16 protein-coding genes and 5 pseudogenes are annotated in these 17606 nt (G+C 41.0%); 14 read left to right on the top strand and 7 right to left on the bottom strand.

Going from position 1 to position 17606, the window contains the following annotated elements:
• The first annotated feature begins 8 nt into the window (after positions 1 to 8).
• The 9 genes and pseudogenes from GBN19_RS05345 to GBN19_RS05305 all read left to right on the top strand — a co-directional run bounded on the left by GBN19_RS05345 (position 9) and on the right by GBN19_RS05305 (position 7642).
• Positions 9 to 428, top strand: coding sequence for a F0F1 ATP synthase subunit epsilon (locus tag GBN19_RS05345; RefSeq protein WP_151777431.1), 420 nt, complete (start codon positions 9 to 11; stop codon positions 426 to 428).
• 337 nt (positions 429 to 765) lie between these two features.
• Entirely contained in the window at positions 766 to 1170 is a 405-nt protein-coding gene (locus GBN19_RS05340; RefSeq protein ID WP_151777430.1) for an ExbD/TolR family protein, read from the top strand.
• A 1-nt stretch (position 1171) separates the two neighbouring features.
• Complete coding sequence (locus tag GBN19_RS16220) at positions 1172 to 1990, top strand: energy transducer TonB (protein WP_151777429.1); 819 nt, start codon at positions 1172 to 1174, stop codon at positions 1988 to 1990.
• Between the two features lie 18 nt (positions 1991 to 2008).
• Positions 2009 to 4291, top strand: coding sequence for a TonB-dependent receptor family protein (locus GBN19_RS05330; protein ID WP_151777428.1), 2283 nt, complete (start codon positions 2009 to 2011; stop codon positions 4289 to 4291).
• A gap of 12 nt (positions 4292 to 4303) precedes the next feature.
• Positions 4304 to 4927 carry a MotA/TolQ/ExbB proton channel family protein gene (locus GBN19_RS05325; protein WP_151777427.1) on the top strand — a complete coding sequence of 208 codons (624 nt, stop codon included), beginning with the start codon at positions 4304 to 4306 and terminating at the stop codon, positions 4925 to 4927.
• Between the two features lies 1 nt (position 4928).
• Complete coding sequence (locus GBN19_RS05320) at positions 4929 to 6179, top strand: phospholipase D-like domain-containing protein (protein ID WP_228271215.1); 1251 nt, start codon at positions 4929 to 4931, stop codon at positions 6177 to 6179.
• Positions 6169 to 6927 carry a CDP-diacylglycerol diphosphatase gene (locus GBN19_RS05315; RefSeq protein WP_171494438.1) on the top strand — a complete coding sequence of 253 codons (759 nt, stop codon included), beginning with the start codon at positions 6169 to 6171 and terminating at the stop codon, positions 6925 to 6927. Before GBN19_RS05320 ends, GBN19_RS05315 begins: the two co-directional genes overlap by 11 nt.
• A gap of 161 nt (positions 6928 to 7088) precedes the next feature.
• Positions 7089 to 7211, top strand: a pseudogene (locus GBN19_RS16345) (hypothetical protein); the annotation flags it as partial.
• 122 nt (positions 7212 to 7333) lie between these two features.
• Entirely contained in the window at positions 7334 to 7642 is a 309-nt protein-coding gene (locus tag GBN19_RS05305) for a hypothetical protein (RefSeq protein ID WP_228271214.1), read from the top strand.
• Here the strand turns inward: GBN19_RS05305 and GBN19_RS05300 are convergent.
• Positions 7639 to 8082, bottom strand: coding sequence for an ATP-binding protein (locus tag GBN19_RS05300; RefSeq protein ID WP_151777424.1), 444 nt, complete (start codon positions 8080 to 8082; stop codon positions 7639 to 7641). The genes GBN19_RS05305 and GBN19_RS05300 overlap by 4 nt on opposite strands.
• Positions 8083 to 8304: 222 nt before the next feature.
• Between GBN19_RS05300 and adhP the strand changes: the two genes are divergently transcribed.
• Entirely contained in the window at positions 8305 to 9336 is a 1032-nt protein-coding gene (gene adhP, locus GBN19_RS05295; RefSeq protein ID WP_151777423.1) for an alcohol dehydrogenase AdhP, read from the top strand.
• 55 nt (positions 9337 to 9391) lie between these two features.
• Here adhP and GBN19_RS05290 read toward each other — a convergent pair whose 3' ends face one another.
• The 3 genes and pseudogenes from GBN19_RS05290 to GBN19_RS16065 all read right to left on the bottom strand — a co-directional run.
• On the bottom strand, positions 9392 to 9682 hold the full coding sequence (locus GBN19_RS05290; protein WP_151777422.1) for an RcnB family protein: 291 nt from the start codon (positions 9680 to 9682) through the stop codon (positions 9392 to 9394).
• A 220-nt stretch (positions 9683 to 9902) separates the two neighbouring features.
• Positions 9903 to 10448, bottom strand: coding sequence for a glutathione peroxidase (locus tag GBN19_RS05285; protein WP_151777421.1), 546 nt, complete (start codon positions 10446 to 10448; stop codon positions 9903 to 9905).
• Positions 10449 to 10478: 30 nt separating this feature from the next.
• Positions 10479 to 10712 (bottom strand): annotated as a pseudogene (locus GBN19_RS16065) (hypothetical protein); the annotation flags it as partial.
• 141 nt (positions 10713 to 10853) lie between these two features.
• Between GBN19_RS16065 and GBN19_RS05275 the strand changes: the two are divergent.
• Positions 10854 to 11762, top strand: a complete 909-nt coding sequence (locus GBN19_RS05275) for a DMT family transporter (RefSeq protein ID WP_151777420.1) — start codon at positions 10854 to 10856, stop codon at positions 11760 to 11762.
• Here GBN19_RS05275 and GBN19_RS05270 read toward each other — a convergent pair.
• Positions 11759 to 13105: an alpha/beta fold hydrolase gene (locus GBN19_RS05270; protein ID WP_151777419.1), complete on the bottom strand. Its 1347-nt coding sequence runs from the start codon at positions 13103 to 13105 to the stop codon at positions 11759 to 11761. The genes GBN19_RS05275 and GBN19_RS05270 overlap by 4 nt on opposite strands.
• Positions 13106 to 13304: 199 nt before the next feature.
• Between GBN19_RS05270 and GBN19_RS05265 the strand changes: the two genes are divergently transcribed.
• Both GBN19_RS05265 and parE read left to right on the top strand, forming a co-directional pair.
• Positions 13305 to 13901: a YqiA/YcfP family alpha/beta fold hydrolase gene (locus GBN19_RS05265; protein WP_151777418.1), complete on the top strand. Its 597-nt coding sequence runs from the start codon at positions 13305 to 13307 to the stop codon at positions 13899 to 13901.
• Between the two features lie 4 nt (positions 13902 to 13905).
• On the top strand, positions 13906 to 15786 hold the full coding sequence (parE, locus tag GBN19_RS05260) for a DNA topoisomerase IV subunit B (RefSeq protein WP_151777417.1): 1881 nt from the start codon (positions 13906 to 13908) through the stop codon (positions 15784 to 15786).
• 48 nt (positions 15787 to 15834) lie between these two features.
• Here parE and GBN19_RS05255 read toward each other — a convergent pair.
• A pseudogene (locus GBN19_RS05255) lies at positions 15835 to 16263 on the bottom strand (transposase); the annotation flags it as partial.
• Between GBN19_RS05255 and GBN19_RS05250 the strand changes: the two are divergent.
• Positions 16262 to 16516, top strand: a pseudogene (locus GBN19_RS05250) (transposase domain-containing protein); the annotation flags it as partial. The pseudogenes GBN19_RS05255 and GBN19_RS05250 sit on opposite strands and share 2 nt — an antisense overlap.
• Before the next feature lie 120 nt (positions 16517 to 16636).
• Here GBN19_RS05250 and GBN19_RS05245 read toward each other — a convergent pair.
• Positions 16637 to 17605 (bottom strand): annotated as a pseudogene (locus GBN19_RS05245) (zinc-binding dehydrogenase); the annotation flags it as partial.
• Position 17606 lies beyond the last annotated feature (1 nt).

Here is a 17606-nt window from a genome sequence, read left to right as displayed (position 1 = left end):
AGATTCTCATGGCGACTATGCAATGTGATGTCGTAAGTGTGAAAGAGTCGATTTACTCTGGCGCAGTGACGATGTTAATCGCAAAAGGTGCAGGTGGTGAGCTAGGTATTTTACCTGGACATGCACCGCTTGTAACTTTACTCCAACCTGGCCCGATTCGTGTTCAGTTGGAAAATGGTACAGAAGAAATCGTCTATGTATCAGGTGGTGTTTTAGAAGTTCAACCTCACGTTGTGACGGTTCTTGCAGATACTGCAATCCGCGCGGACAACTTGGACGAAGCTGCAATTATGGACGCGCGTAAAAACGCTGAACATTTGCTTGCGAACCAAAAAAGTGATTTGGACTCTGCTGCTGCGTTGGCTGCACTTGCAGAAACTGCTGCTCAGCTTGAAACTATCCGTAAAATCAAAAACCGCGCGCAATAAGCAGCGGTTGGAGATTGAAAAAGCCACTCGAAAGAGTGGCTTTTTTATGCCATATTTAAAGGTTATTGTGAATAAATATTAGCTCTTAAAATAAGATAAATAAAAAATTATTAATATATGTGTAAATCTGAGTTTAAACGGTTTTCTAATTTTAAATATGACATTTATTTTACTATTTTATGAATTTTTTATTTCAATTAAAAATTAACATCATAATAATAATCAGTTTATTTTTAATGATAAATATAATGATTTTATTGTGAAGGAATATTAACCGAAATGTAATAAAGCATCTTTATGATTTTCTCAATCAGTAAATTGGTTCGGTAAAATACTTATGCGTTATTGGGAAGATACAAAAAGGAATAAGCCACATATAGAATTAATACCAATGATCGATGTAATGATGTTCTTATTGGTATTTTTTGTATTAATCAGTTTGAATGTTATTCCTTCACAAGGTCTAAAAACACAATTACCTTCTGCAACGACTGCACAATTATTAAAACCACAAAATAAAGCAATTGTGACATTAACTCCTGATCATATTCAGTTAGATGCTCAAGAAGTTAATTTAGATCAAATGATTCAACAGCTAATCGCTCAAAAACAAAAGGGTGCACAAACCGCAGTCATTATTAATAGTGATAAATCGGTTGAGGTTGAACAGTTGGTGAAGGTCATGGATCGCTTGCGTGCAGATGGTTTTACATCTGTTTCATTGGCGGCGCGGAAGCAATGATATGGAGCTAATTTATCGGAACAGGCATGCCATTAGTTGGTTTCCTGCATTATTGGTTGGTATTTACTTATTGCTATTAAGCTCGGTAGATATTTTAAAAGTAAAGCCAAAATATGAAGAGAAGGCAATCGAAATTAGTTTAGCCGAGCCTTTGCCTGAACCAAAGCCAGCTGAGCCAATGCCTAAAACCGTAGAGCCTCAGCCTGTTGTTCCTACACCACCGCTTCCAGCACCCGTTGAACCTGAAGCTGCAATTGAACAAATTAAGCCAAAACCTAAACTTAAAAAGGTTGAGGAGCAAAAGCCAAAGCCTGTCAATAATCTCCAACCTGTTCAGAAGAAGACCAAGCCTGAACCTCAGCAAGATGTAAAGTCAGAGCCGAAGCCAGAAACAAAAACGGAAGCGACAAAGCCTGAGCTTAAATCGGAAGCTAAGTCTGAACCGAAACCTGCTGTACAACCTGAACCCAAGAAAGTTGAACCCGCGCCAAAGCCTACTGCATCTGTCAGTTCTGCTTCAGCTGAAGCGTCATATTTGGCAAAAGTTCGTGGTGCTGTAGAAGCACAAAAACGCTATCCCACTGGTAGAGAAGCATCTTTGGAACGTCCCGAAGGAAGTGTTGAGGTTTGGCTTGAGGTTGATCGTTCTGGAAAAGTATTAAGTTCAGGAATCTCAAATAAAGCCAAAAGTATGTTGTTGAATCGTGCAGCAACCAACAGTTTACAAAGTATTCAGAAGATTTCACCTTTCCCAGCAGATGCTTTTGTTGGATCGAATACTAAGAAATTTACAGCAACTCTAAATTATCAAGCACCTTAGCTATTTAGGAAAACTAAAATGAAATTTTTCGAAAAGACACGCTTATGCATTTCTATTCTTACAGTTCTTTCGACGATGTCAGTCTATGCGGAAGATGAAAATACAACGACGGATGTTGGGTTGATTAATGTCAAAGGTCAGTCTTTAGGTGGTGGTAAAATGGTGATAGAAGATACACCAAAAGCCCGTTCTACCGTCACAAAAGAAGCTTTGGATAAAGATCCTGGAATTGGTAATGCCATAGATAAAATTAAGAATGTACCTGGGTTGCAAGTTTCCAGTACCGATTCATCTGGTATTTCAGGTTTAAGTTATACCATGCGTGGTATGAGTGCAGATCAGATTGGTTTATCTGCTGATGGGATCCCTGTAAATGACTCGGGTAACTATGCTGTTTATCCAAACCTTTTGGGCGATTCGGAAAATATTGATTCTGTTTTTGTAACTCAGGGTTCTTCAGAAGCGGATGGCCCACATATTGGTTCGAGTGGTGGGAATATCGGTTTAACGACAAAACGCCCAGAAAAGAAAATGGGTGGGTATGTTGAACAAACTTTTGGTTCAAATAATTTATATAAAACATTTGTTCGTTTAGAAACAGGAAAAATTGGTAACTTTAGTGCATGGATCTCTGCATCAAATACAGAAGCAGATAAATGGAAGGGGGAGGGAGATTTAAAAAATAACAAACTTGAAATGGCTGCTCTATATGAGGCAGATAATGGAAATAGTAGTAATCTGATTGTTAAATATAATAAGCAGAATAATTATAGTTATAATACGATTTCGAAAAAAGATTATGATACCGCTGAAAATGCAGAGGGTACAACGGGTCATCAGGCAGATTATTCAACCAATATAAAAAATAGTAGATATTATGGGCTTGCACGTAATCCGTTTGAAAACCTAACCATAAGTTTTACACAAAAACTGGTTTTAACAGATAACCTAAATCTCATGATTCAGCCTTATTATTATTGGGGTAATGGTGGGGCTGGTAATGGTCAATCTTATGTACTTGCAAATAATGATAACAATGCAGGCAATTATAATCTGACAGGATTTCCGACATCCTCTTCAGCCGCAACCAAGTATTGGCGTCCTTCTTGGACACAAACATGGCGTCCTGGAATCACGACAAAACTGAATTGGAATATTAATGACCAGCATAGTGCAACATTCGGTTATTGGTATGAAAAAGCACGTCAACGCCAAACGCAGCCCTATATTGCGCTTAATGGTGATAACACGCCTAGTACGGTTTGGGCAGATGATGCCAATAATGTGCTAACAGATACCAATGGTACGGTGATCCAAGGTCGTAATCAATTCACCACAACACCAGCACAACGTGTCTGGGCGCAAGACACATGGACAGTAACACCTGCTTTGAATTTGGTTGGCGGCTTATCTTATGAATATGTACAGCGCAAGGGTGATAACCGTGGTGCTTTGGGTATAAAAGCAGAAAAGCGTGAAGCGACTTATCACGAATGGTTACCTAACTTTAGTGCACAATATAAGTTAGGAAATTCAAGCCAAATCTTCTATAACCTGTCGAAAAATATGCGTACGCCACAGAACTATGTGCTGTATAACTCAGGCGATTCTCTTTCATTAGATCCTGAAATTACATGGAACAATGAGCTAGGTTATCGCTTCCAAACAAAAGATATGCTGTTTAGTGCCACAGCATTTTATATGAATTATAAAAATCGCCAATTATCGAGCCGTACTGTAGATGGTGATTATGAAATGATCAATGTCGGTAAGGTCGAAACCAAAGGTGTTGAGTTCGAGTGGAGCGGAAATCTGCCTTATAACTTTAATTATTATTTATCTTATAGTTATACCGATGCGAAGCAACAAGACAATATTCGCGCTTATGGTGTTTCTTTGCCAACGGAAGGAAAGCAAGTTCCTGGTTCATCCAAGAACGCATTGACAGCGACATTAGGCTATGACGACGGTCGTTATTATGGAAACTTTACTGGCCGTTATCTCAGCTCATTTTATGGTGATATGACCAACAATGAACAAATCGGTGGACGTACCGTATTTGACTTGGCTGCGGGCTACCATTTCCCTGTGAATACCAAAGCAGTGAGTGACGTAACCTTCAGATTTGGGATCAATAACGTCTTTAACAAAGAATATATAGCAGCAATTAGCTCACCAATTACGGCAGGCACAATTAATTATACCAATGCCGCAGGCGCTAGCAAAACACAGACCAATACTGCTTATTACACTATTGGTGAAGACCGTACTTATGTCGCTTCACTGTCTGCAAAATTTTAAGGAGGCGATAAAATGAACGCTGAATTGATTCATAATATTATTTTCTATGCTATGTATGCTTCTTTGATTTTGCTTTGCATTATTTTTGTTGAGCGAGCAATTTATTTCACATACACCTTAAAACAAACGCGTATCGTGAATGATGCTTTAGAAAAAAGTAAGCTAGATACCTTGTCTGAGAAAAAGGCAAATAATCCCGCTTATCAAATGATTGAGCCTTTCTTAAAATCTGTGCCACGTTCAGAAACAGAACGTACAGATTTATTAGAAAAGCAATATTTACAGAGCAAGGGGCTTTTAAACCGTGGGATCTGGATTTTAGAAACGATTGTGACGGCAGCGCCTTTATTGGGATTGTTGGGTACAATTATGGGGATTATTGACACTTTTAGTGCCTTGGCTGCGTCTGGTGTGTCAGACCCGAGTAAAGTCTCTGCTGGTATGGGAACTGCGCTGTATGCAACAGGTTTAGGGATTGCAATTGCTTTGGTTGCACTTGTTGCCAATAACTTTTTAGGTAGCCGTATTGAAAAAATTACAGAGCTGTTCAAGGTGTTATTGATTAATGCGGACAAAGACCTAAAAGCAACCTCAACCAAAAATGTAAAGATCGTGGATGAAAAGCAATATGCTTAACATGATGAAAGCAAGACGGCATTTATGCCGTCTTGCTGCTTTTGCTATATTGGGGCTAAATATTGGTTCTGTCTTTGCCAAAGTCGAATCTCAAGGATTCGAACTCATTTATAACCCGCCTGTTGAAACATCATTAGAAAATCCAGATATACGTAGTGCTGCACCTGTGTGGCGTGAAATGTTTGATCAAGCAAAGCAACATATTGATATCGCTCAGTTCTATGTTTATAGCCAGCCAAAGTCAGATTTAGATGATGTGATTGCGGCTTTGCATCGGGCAGGGGCAAGAGGGATTCATATTCGCTTTTTGGTCGATAAAAAGGGCATTGGGATGTCAAATCCAGAAACAATTGCCCAAATCAAGGCGATTCCGAATCTTGAATTTAAAGAGATGGATTTTGCTAAAATTCAAAATGGTATTATCCATGCCAAATATTTTATTGTTGATGGAACAACGGCCTTTGTTGGAAGTCAAAATTTTGATTGGCGAGCGCTTCGTCATATCCATGAAACAGGCTTGCGTATTACCGACAAAAATACGGTTCAGCAGATTCAGGATATTTTCACGATGGATTGGGAAAACCAACAACGTCTTGTCCAGAATATAGCGTTACCACGCATTCAGCAGCATACCCAATTACCCTTGCCTTTAGCAGCGCATGCATTGCTTGCAAGTCCAGCCGAAGTTACACCTGAACAGACGATTGACACGCAACAAGCTTTTCCAAAATTAATTCAGCAGGCTAAAAATACAATTGAAATTCAGGTGATGCAGTATGCGCCGTTACAATATAGTGATTCGGGGAAACGTCAATTTTATGGGTTGATTGACAATAGCTTGCGTGCAGCGGCAGCAAGAGGGGTACAGATCAAGCTGATGGTTTCAAACTGGAACCTGAAACAACCTGACCTTGCATGGTTAAAAAGTTTGGCATTGGTGCCAAATGTTGAAGTCAAAATTGTGACTATTCCAAAAAGCAAAGACGGTTTTATTCCATTTTCTCGGGTGGTACATAGCAAATATATGGTGATTGATCAAAAGATTGCTTGGGTCGGGACCTCTAACTGGCAAGGTGGATATTTTGATCATTCTCGAAACCTTGAGTTGGTTTTAAATGATGTCACAATGGCACGTCGTTTAGATCAGCTGTATCAGCAATTATGGAATAGTACTTATGCTGAATTATTGCAGGTTCAGCGTGAATATCGACCTATAAATCCTGCAAAAGAGGAATTGTCTGTTGAGTTTTAATTTACGCCAATCTGCATTCACCCTATTGGGTGTCGTCATCTTATTCATTGCAGGTTGCCAAACATTAAATTATGTCGATCACAAGCGCAATATCTTATGGGAAATTGTGCATGAGCGTTGTGGAACGCCGCAGGACAAGAAAAAGGATTGTTTGGTTATGCAGCCCGATTATATCGTGTTACGCGATATTCATGGGCCAGTACAAACACTGATTATTCCAACCCAAAGGGTGCGTGGTATTGAGGATAAAAAGCTGTTGCAAATGAATATACCGAATTATTTTGAAAAGGCGTGGCAGCACCGTGACATTTTAGACCAACAGCATAATCAAAAAATTGATCCTGCTTATTTGTCTTTTACCGTGAATTCTAAATTTGGTCGAACGCAAGATCAGTTGCATATCCATTCATCTTGTTTACGTTCAGATGTTTATAAAACCTTGCAACAGTATCGCTCTCAAATCAGTGACCAATGGCAGCCATTACCTGAGAAAATTTTGGGTCATCGCTATATTGCAAAACGTATTTCTTTACAGCAACTTGCAGCACAAAGTCCATTTTTAACCTTGTGGCAGTATGTACAGACACAGCAAAAAGAAAGCATGGAAAAATATGGACTGGGAATGGTCTCTATTTCACAAGGCGAAGCTATTTTGCTTGCAACACAGCTTGATCTAACTGAGTTAAATAAAGGTTCTATTGAAGAAATTCAGGATACACATTGTACGATTACGCATCAGACATTTTAGGAAAAATCAGCTATAACGGTCTGTGGGTAGATAAGTTTTTATGACCAGAATTACCCTCGAATAGTATAATTGTCATGGACAATGCAGTCTCCCATAAACGACAAGATATACAAGATCTATTAACCCAACATAGGCATCAAATACTTTAGTTACCACCTTATAGTCCTGACCTTAATCCTATTGAAAAAATGTGGGCATGGGTGAAAGTAAAAAGGAAAAAATGGTTGGTTAACTCAATAGATCAGCTTTTTAGTCGTTTCTTTAATGAGTGTATGGGTAATTAAACGGTTTGACTATACTGGTGAATCAGGCGGTATTGTGTAAAATTTAAAAGGCTTATTCCAAGGTCGAGCCTGAATTTGTCTTATTTTATGGTATAAGAGAAGTCTATGCTGTCAGGTTAAACATGATGAAACTTATTGAAATCGAACCTCATTTTTGGGAACTATATCAGAATCAAGATCAACTCTATTTAAGCGTCAGTGTGGATAATAGTGCAGCAACCTATAACTGGGATTTGCACCTGACACAAGCACAGCAACAAGCGTATCAGCAACAGGGACGAGAAAGTATAGTGGAGATTGCCAAACAAATTGTGGCTGCTGTTTTTCGTGGTGATTTTTCATTTGTGGAACAATACGCAACGACTTTAGAAGAACAAAATGCCATGTTGGCTGCATTTAAAATATGGCGCAATCTGCAAAAAAATGATTAATCTTGATACTGAATCGAAAATTTTCCCTCAGTGCTGCTGATTTGTACCTGATAAATTTCGTCAAATCCTTCACTCAACTGAGGTGCTTGTAAACGTTGATGTGTGGCTCGCACGCCTTTTTCAGGAATAAGAGCTTTACCTTGACGTTGCAGATTGCGTGTTAAAGCACCTTCTAGAGAAGTTTGAAAATAATAGGCAATGATTTGAAACCCTGCTTGTTTAGCTTGATGGATATATCGAGCACGATCTTCAGCAGAAACATTAGTGTTATCAATCACACATTTTGTTTTAGAGGCGAGACAAGCTTCAAAAATCAATTTTTCCCGATGCCGAGTTTTCAACATGCCTAAATTAATACGCAAATGGGTATGATAAAAATATTGTTGGTAAAATGTAGATTTCCCTGATGCCTGAATTCCAATAAAAATAATGAGTTGCATACTTTATCTAATTTTAAAATCTTATTGATGATGTATTAAAACATGGTTCATTGAGCTAAGTATTTTATTTAAAAAAAGATTTCAAATGCGTTAATCTGAGATTATTTATATAAAACCTACCAAATACCTACCTAAATTACCTTAGTTTATTAATGAGAATGATTATTAAGTTTATTGAAAACTGTCAACATTCTTGATCAATGCAATAATAAGGAAAATAACATGGGAAGCACAATGAAAGCTGCTGTTGTCACAGCATTTAATCAACCCTTAGAAATCCAAGAGGTCGCTATTCCAAAAGTCAGTGCTGGTAAAGTACTGGTCAAAGTGATTGCCACAGGTGTATGTCATACCGATCTTCATGCCATGCATGGTGACTGGCCGATTAAACCAACTGTTCCGTTTATTCCTGGGCATGAAGGTGTTGGTGAAGTGATAGAAATTGGTGAAGGAATTTCACATCTCAAAGTGGGGGATAAAGTTGGAATTCCATGGCTATATTCAGCTTGTGGGCATTGTGATCATTGTTATGCGGGCTGGGAAACCTTGTGTAAAGAACAGCAAAACTCAGGCTACTCCGTCAATGGCAGCTTTGCGGAGTATTGCCTTGCTGATGGTGATTATGTCGGTGTAATTCCAGAAGGTGTAGATTTATTGGAAATTGCACCAATTTTATGTGCTGGCGTAACTGTCTATAAAGGTCTAAAAATGACAGAAGCCAAGACGGGGAATTGGGTCGCAATTTCAGGAATTGGGGGTTTGGGACATGTTGCGGTGCAATATGCTAAAACAATGGGCTTCAATGTTGTCGCAATTGATGTGGATGATTCCAAACTTGATTTGGCAAAAGAACTGGGTGCAGATGTTGCAATTCATGCGCTCAAAGTGAATGTCAAAGATGAGGTGATGAAAGCCACAGGAGATGGCTGTCATGGTGTGTTAGTGACGGCAGTTTCTCCGAAAGCCTTTGAGCAGGCGGTTGCTATTGTACGTCGTGGCGGTACGATGGTGCTTAATGGCTTACCTCCAGGTAAGTTTGATCTGTCTATTTTTGATATGGTATTAGATGGCATTACTGTACGCGGTTCGATTGTTGGAACACGTCTAGATTTGAAAGAAGCTCTGGATATTGCAGCGCGTGGTAAAGTGAAGGCACATATCAGTGTTGAGCCACTCGAAAATATTAATGATATTTTTGAGCGCATGGAACATGGCAAAATTGATGGTCGTATTGTGATTGATTTAGCACTTTAAGCCATAAAAAAACAGGGTGCATATGCACCCTGTTTTTATTTTTTTAGATAGATAATTAATGAACGACTTTAACGACATGATGGTTGTTGGTGTTGATCAAGACATATTTATGGTCGACTTTATACCACTGTTGATGACGTGCTGGACGTGGTAACTTTTTGAAGTGGCGGTAATCTACAGCATGCGCACGTTTAAAATGAGCAGGTGGTGCAGCATGACCAACACGCCATTCGGTGGTTGTCACGGTCTTTTTCACATAGTGTGGGTCATTTGGATGTGCAAACACTGAACCAGCGGCTAAAGTTGCAGATACCGTTAAAATAATTCCTTGGACTAAACGTTTCATTGAATTCTCCACATGTTATTACTGTTATTTCGATAGTTTTATTTAAGCAGATTCGGGAGATAAGCCAAGATGGATTTTGTTGGGACAATTTTAAAACCATGAACAGACCATGAAAATATCCCTGACTAATGTAAACTTAGATTAATTGCTTAGTATTTATGAAAAGATAAATCAATAAAAAATAGAGTAAATCTGCTTGGATTTACTCTATTTGAAAATATTATTTGGCAAGTTCAGTTTCAATTGCACTGACAATACGTTCATCATCGGCAGTGATGTCTGGTGCAAAACGTGCCACGATGTCACCTTTTTTGCCAATCAGGAATTTCTCAAAGTTCCAAAGAATTTCAGGCTTTGGATTTGGTGTTAAGCCATATTCAACCAAATCTTTCCACCAAGGGCCTTCACCAATACGCTCTGGTTGTGCCGCAATCAGTGCTTGATAAAGTGGGTGTTTATCTTCACCAGCAACTGAAATTTTTGCGAATAGGGGGAAATCAACTTGATAATTCAGTGAGCAGAACTGTTGAATTTCTTCATTGGTGCCTGGTTCTTGTGCTAAGAAATTATTCGCAGGGAAGCCTAAAATCTCTAAACCTTCAGCTTGTTTCGCCTGATACAGTTTTTCCAAGCCTTCGTATTGAGGGGTTAAACCGCATTTAGATGCAACATTAACGACTAACAAGACTTTGCCTTGGTACGGTGCAAGTGTTGTGGTTTCACCTGTAATGGTGTTTACAGGAATTTCATAAATAGACTGGCTCATGATGCAATCCTTAAAAAGTAGACTAATGTTTTAAAATGATTTTTTGTTAAAAACAAGCAGATTTACGTGACTAGCGTTCCAAGCGCATTTCCGCAGGGATTTTTCCCAAGTAACGCCGAAAAAATGCAATAAAACTGGCGCTATGGCGAAAGCCAAGCAAGGAAGCACACTGTAGATCAGGGTACTTTTATTATAGTGATCAACCACGATGCCACCAAATAATGAACCGACCGCAATCATCACCTGAAACATCCCTACAAATAAAGTGGTTGAGCATGCGATGCGGGTTTGGGACTTATTTTAAGCCATGTCATGTTTACGATATTGATGTCGGATTTGCAGTATTTCAATCAAATCCGCCGTTCGGCACAATAGTCGTCTGATCCATGATGAAGAGAGAATGTGATGCAACAACGCCAAATAACCCCGTGGTGGGCATTGGTGCTGCCCTTATTGGCTGTACTGATTTGGTCACTGAATATTGTGGTGACGCGGTATGTTTCGGACTTCATTTCACCTGTCAGTATTAGTTTTTATCGCTGGTTGATTGCTTTCGTGTTACTGACCCCGTTCATGCTGCATCGGGCATGGCAGGTGCGAGCGCAGATCCGTCAGCATTTGGGGCAACTGGCGATTTTGGGTGCATTTGGTATGGTGTTGTATCAGGGCATTGCCTATACCGCATCGCATTATACCTCTGCGACCAACATGGGCATTATTAATGCCTTTATTCCTGTATTTACCATTTTTGTGTCGATGCTGTTGCTTCGAGATATTCCCAATCGTTTTGCGTTGATTGGAAGTGCCTTGTCGTTTTTTGGATTGCTGTATGTGATCGGACAAGGGGATTTTTCAGCTTTGTTAGCATCAGGACATCATTTTGGTGATGCGTTGATGGTAATCGCTGTATTTCTCTATGCATTCTATGGCGTATTTCTGAAAAAATGGCGTTTGAATTTGCCTTTGATGGTCAGTGGTTATCTGCAAATTGCGTTTGCTTTGCTGTTTCATCTGCCGTTTATTGCGTATTTGGGTTTGGATGCCTTAAATAGCAAAAATGTGTTAAGTGTAGTGTATGCAGGTGTGTTTCCATCCTTGTTTGCACCGATTTTATGGATGTTGGCAGTGCAACATTTAGGGCCAAATCGAACCAGTATTTTTATGAATCTTATGCCTGTGTTTACCGCAGTGATTGCGCTGATTTGGTTGCATGAGCAATGGACGATTTACCATACGCTAGGTGGCGTGATGATCTTGTTGGGCATTGCACTGGCGCAGAAGAAAACCGCGAGTAAGGTGTTAAAACAGGTTTAGTCTTCGCTTTGCATTTCAAGCAGGCTTTCGAGTTCATAAATTCCCAAATCTACCACATGACGATGCAAGAAGTTTTGTTCTGGCAGTTCAGGATTTGGGTATAACCAACGGGTAATTTGTTCAGCAACACTCGAATGATATTGGATTTCAAAATGATTTAAGCCATAAAACACGGCTTTATGAGCATCTGGAACATTTAAGTTAAAGCGTGGATTGGGGTGTTCGCCAAGCGCACTTTTCACGCTCACCAAGTAATCGCCAATAATCGATAAGGTTTTGGTTTTAATCTTTTTAAATTCCATTGTACCCGCAACCAAAAAGGTGTTGATATGGGCAGGCAAGGGAGCGGGTTTACGACTGTCATCCATTGAACCAATACGTATGGATAGATGTTCCCAGTCATCATCACGGACACTGCCATAGCGCAGATCTAAAATACCGTTACTGCGAAAGTTGACCACATGACGGGCAATTTTAACGAGCGGAAACCGTCCAAGCCGCTCTTGCAGGCGAAAACCAAAACGCTCTAGGGCTGCACCATGATGTGGTGAACCAATACAAATCAGGTTTTGACTACGATGAAACCAGTGTTTTAAATCTTGTTTGCCATAAAATAAGGCACTACGGCAGACCAGTCCGCCCATACTATGCCCAATCAGATCAATCGACTGAATACGAGGATTACGTTCGATCAGGTCTTCAAGCAAATTGGACAAGCTACGTCCATTGGCTGAAATCCGTCTTCCAGTATTGTAGTTGAGATATAGCATGGTATTGTAATCACGCTGTGCCAGTAGACGTTCACCAATCCCTTCATAGCCATGATTTGACCAATAACGATGGCTCATACATAAACCATGTACAAAGATGACTACACGTCCACCCACATCCCCTTTTTGGATGGCACCATAGTGGTCGTAGAGAACCATTGGCAAGGCAAGGGGATTTTGTTGCAATAAAAAATAATCACCCGCAATCCCATTTAAAATACTGAGTGCTTCTTGAGCGATTGGACTCAGTGCTTTATCGCGCATGTGTGGATAATGTTGCAGAATATGTCTTAAACATGGCGCAAGAAAGCGACTTCCATATTTCTTAAGCAAATCATAAACCAGATGGTTAAACTGATGAATGATACAACTGCGCTGTAAGCGCTGCGCACGTTGCTCATCAATCGCGAGTAGACTCGACAATAACTCTGTTTGAATATCATGCATTAAGCCGTACAAGTTTTGTGTCGGCGTTGTCAAAAGTTGTGCAAAACCCTCCAGCAAGTCAGCTTGACTGGGTGGGGTGTCATCCCAACGACAATAAGTCTCATGTAGCGGCGTTAAACTTGGCATAGTCTTTGATCTCTCTATAACTGTGCTAACCAAGTATTGTCTGGTACTACGGCAATAGTTTATGGTTTTGCTATGCTTTACCATACGCAATTTTTACGCAGGCTGAGCGGGCTTTTGTCCTACAAGACCAGTTTAAATCATCATAAATGGTCATGCGGGGAATGATGTAGATTTAATACAAAATTGATGGTTGATTAAGATGAATATTATTTATTTACATGGTTTTCGTAGTCATTCTTATTCTATAAAGGGGCAACAGCTTAAACAATACTGCCAGCAAAATCACCCTGAGTACAGCGTTCATTTACCCGATTTGAATATGCCACCGTTGGAAGCACTGGCGCATATTTCAGGCTATATGCAGATGCTCGATGATGTGGTTCTGGTCGGGAGTAGTCTAGGGGGCTTTTATGCAACCCATTTGGCAGTGCAACACAACTGTCCTGCGGTATTGATTAATCCTGCTGTGCATCCTTATCCTTTGTTTATGCGTTTGTTTGGTCAAGGGCAAATCCCATTACAAGTCACAGCCGACTGGACACTGGATGAACCACAGTTGCAACAATTGGCTGCCATGGATATCCCTATTGTGCAAGATGCCAGCAAATTGTTAGTGTTATTGCAACAAGGCGATGAAGTCTTGGATTATCGGGAAGCACAACGTTATTATAATCAGGCTCAAACCCCCAGCATGATCATGACAGAAGTGGGGGGAAATCATGCCATGGAAAATTTTGCTGATAAAATTCCCATGTTGCTGACTTTTTTAGCCTTAGCGATCACAAAGGAAAAATAATCACGTGTCACAATATACGGCTCAATCCCTCGAAGTTTTATCTGGTCTAGATCCTGTACGTCGCCGTCCGGGAATGTATACCGATACCACGCGTCCAAACCATCTCGCGCAAGAAGTGATTGATAATGCGGTGGATGAAGCTTTGGCAGGGCATGCCAATCAGATTAGTGTCACGGTCTTTGAAGATGGCTCACTCTCGGTTCAGGACAATGGTCGCGGTATGCCTGTCGATATTCACCCTGAATATGGACAAAGCGGGATTGAGATCATTCTGACCAAGCTGCATGCAGGCGGTAAATTCAGCACCGACAACTACCAGTTTTCAGGTGGCTTGCATGGGGTCGGGATTTCAGTGGTCAATGCCTTGTCCAATCGTGTTGAAGTGGATGTGCAGCGTCAGGGCAATCTCTACAAGATGGCTTTTGAACATGGTGAGCCTGTTGCACCGCTTGAAGTGCTTGAAGGTAAAGCGCCGAAACGTGCCACAGGCACACTGGTACGCTTTTGGCCAGACAGCAAATATTTTGACAATCCGAAATTTGCTTTAAAAGCCTTAAAACATAACCTGAAAGCCAAAGCGGTTTTGGCGGCAGGTTTAAAAATTTGCTATATCGACAAGATTAATAACGAAAAAATCGAATGGCAGTTTGAAAATGGTTTAGTTGACTACTTGATGGATGAACTGCAAGATCGTGAGATTTTGCCACAGCCTGCCTTTGTTTCACGTGGTGATGCAGAACGTGCCAGTTGTGAATTTGCGGTGTGTTGGAATGTTGAAGGCGGTGAGCAGATTCAGGAAAGTTATGTCAACCTGATTCCAACGGCTCAAGGCGGAACCCATGTCAATGGCTTGCGTTCAGGCGTGACCGATGCACTGCGTGAGTTTTGTGAACTGCGCAATTTGTTGCCACGTAACATGAAACTTTCCGCAGAAGATGTCTGGGATGGCGTGAACTATATTCTGTCGCTCAAGTTCCAAGAACCACAATTTTCAGGGCAAACCAAAGAGCGTTTGTCGAGCCGTGAAGCGGCAGGGATTGTGCAGAATATTGCCAAAGATGCTTTTGCTTTATGGTTTAACCAAAATGCAGAAACCGCAACTCAACTGGCTGAAATGGCAATTGCCAAAGCAGGTCGACGTTTAAAAGCGGCCAAAAAAGTTGAACGTAAACGCATTGTTTCAGGGCCAGCATTGCCAGGCAAATTGGCGGACTGTGTTGGGTTAACCCGCGAAGAAAGTGAATTGTTTATTGTCGAGGGGGATTCTGCAGGGGGGAGTGCCAAGCAAGCCCGTGACAAGAATTTCCAAGCGATCATGCCGATTCGCGGGAAAATTCTGAATACATGGGAAGTGTCTTCTGACGAAGTTTTGGCATCACAAGAAGTCCATGATATTGCGATTGCGATTGGTGTAGACCCAGGCAGTGATGATTTATCGGAATTGCGTTACGGAAAAATCTGTATTCTTGCCGATGCCGACTCGGATGGTTTGCATATTGCGACTTTACTGTGTGCCTTGTTTGTGAAGCATTTTCCTGCTTTGGTGGAAGATGGACATTTGTTTGTCGCCATGCCGCCATTGTTCCGTGTCGATGCTGCTAAAGATGTATTTTATGCCCTTGATGAAGATGAGCTGGAAAGCATTTTAGCCAAGATCAAAACTAAAAATCCGCAAATCACCCGCTTTAAAGGGTTGGGTGAGATGAATGCGAGTCAGCTTCGTGAAACCACGATGGATCCGAATACGCGCCGTTTGGTACAGTTAGATTTGGATGATGCTCAATTCACAGCCAGTTTGCTCGATAAGTTACTTGCCAAAAAACGCTCTGCAGATCGGAAGCACTGGTTAGAGCAAAAAGGTAATTTAGCTGATTTGGTGGTTTAATTTTGTGAATAAAAAAGAGGGCAAAATTGCACTGCTGTCCCAGAAATATCATAAGAAGAGCCTCCACTGAGGCTCTTCTTGTTTTCGCCGATTTTTATTAGGCATAAACAGTGATTTCAAAAGCCTTCTTTCAAATAGATTCACCTGAATAATCCGAAGTAAGCGTTGAACACTCCAACCATCGCCTGCTAAATGTGGGTTAAAACTTACGAGAAAATATGCAATTAATACAATCCAAATTTGTGTTTTGATGGCATTCTGACTTCGACCCAGAAAAGACTTCAATTTTAGATTTTGCTTGATGGCTTTGAAAAATAGTTCAACTTTCCAACGATCTTTGTAAATCGCTGCAATGGTTGAGGCTGCCAAGTGAAAATTATTACTCAGAAATTTAAAAGTTCTTTTCTTGTCAGCATTATAAAATTCTATACGCCTTAACTGTTTAGGTACACCTCTTTTTTTAGCATGAGCACATGATGGGAATTTGCCTATTTGTAATAATTGGGTTGAAAATCAAATGCGCCCATGGGCTTTAGGCAGAAAGAATTGGTTGTTTGCAGGATCACTGCGTAGTGGCCAACGGGCAGCGAACATCATGACTTTAATCCAGTCAGCCAAGCTGAATGGCTTAGATCCGTATGCTTATTTAAGTGATGTGCTGAAAAGGCTACCGACACATAAAATGAAAGATATTGAAGCGCTACTGCCACATAACTGGAAGCCTGCTTGAGTTCAAGCGGGTTTCACTGGATGCTTACTGAGCTTTTCATGTTGGCATTCGAGATTGGATTGAATATCTCGTAGACTTTGCCTGCAGGAAAGCCACCTTTAATGGTGATGTGTGCTGAATTAGCAGGACTTTACCCTGTTTACCTGAACTTAGACTGCGTTTCACGGCGTGTTTAATTTCGGCAAAAGGAAAAATCGCTTCAACAGGCAGTTTTAGTTCTTGGCTGACAAGGCGCTGCATAAGCTCGGTAATCAGACGCTTTTTATCTGCCACACTCATGTTTTGGCTGACTTTACTGCCCCAAAAACCTTTTACGGTGGCTTGTTTAAAAATCAAATCCCCCGAAGCAATTTGCATTGGCTCGCCGAGTTGAGTCCCAAACGAGACCAAGGTGCCATTTTCACCGAGTAGGCTGAGTAAGTCGGCACTGGCTTGTCCGCCAATCGAGTCCACCGCAGCACGAATCGGTGCGCCCGCCACAATCTGCTCAACTTGCTGTTGCCAGCCATTTTGTGCAGTCGAAACCACATGCTGAATGCCCAAAGCCTGTAATTCAGCTACAGCTTCATCGCGACGCACAAGGTTAATGCTATGCACGCCACGCGACTGAGCCAGCATCGCCAGTGTTTTGCCAACTGTCCCATTCACAGTATTCTGGATAATCCAGTCGTCTGTATTGACCTGTAAAAATTCCAGTAACATCAGGGCACTAAGCGGCATGGCAATCAACTGTGCTGCAACTTCATCAGGAATGGCATCGGGCAGTGGAATGACCATACGGCTTGGCGCAATAAAATATTCGGCCCATGTGCCATGTACCGAAGCCACCGCAACCCGTTGTCCGACCTGTAAATGTTCAACTTCTGCACCAATCGCATCAATAATACCGACTGCTTCACTGCCACCAATCGCAGGGAAGCTTGGCTTGTAACCATAGCGTCCACGTACCGTCCACAAATCATGATGATGAATCGGTGCAAGCAGGGGACGAATGCGTACATGATCAGCCTGTAATTCAGGCACAGGTTGATCGGCTAAATGCAGCACCTCTTCAGGTTCGCCAAAGCGCTCATGAATTAAACTTTGCATG

Source organism: Acinetobacter brisouii (assembly GCF_008993995.1).
Taxonomy (GTDB): Bacteria; Pseudomonadota; Gammaproteobacteria; order Pseudomonadales; family Moraxellaceae; genus Acinetobacter; species Acinetobacter brisouii_A.
This window is presented reverse-complemented; position numbering and strand designations above follow the sequence as displayed.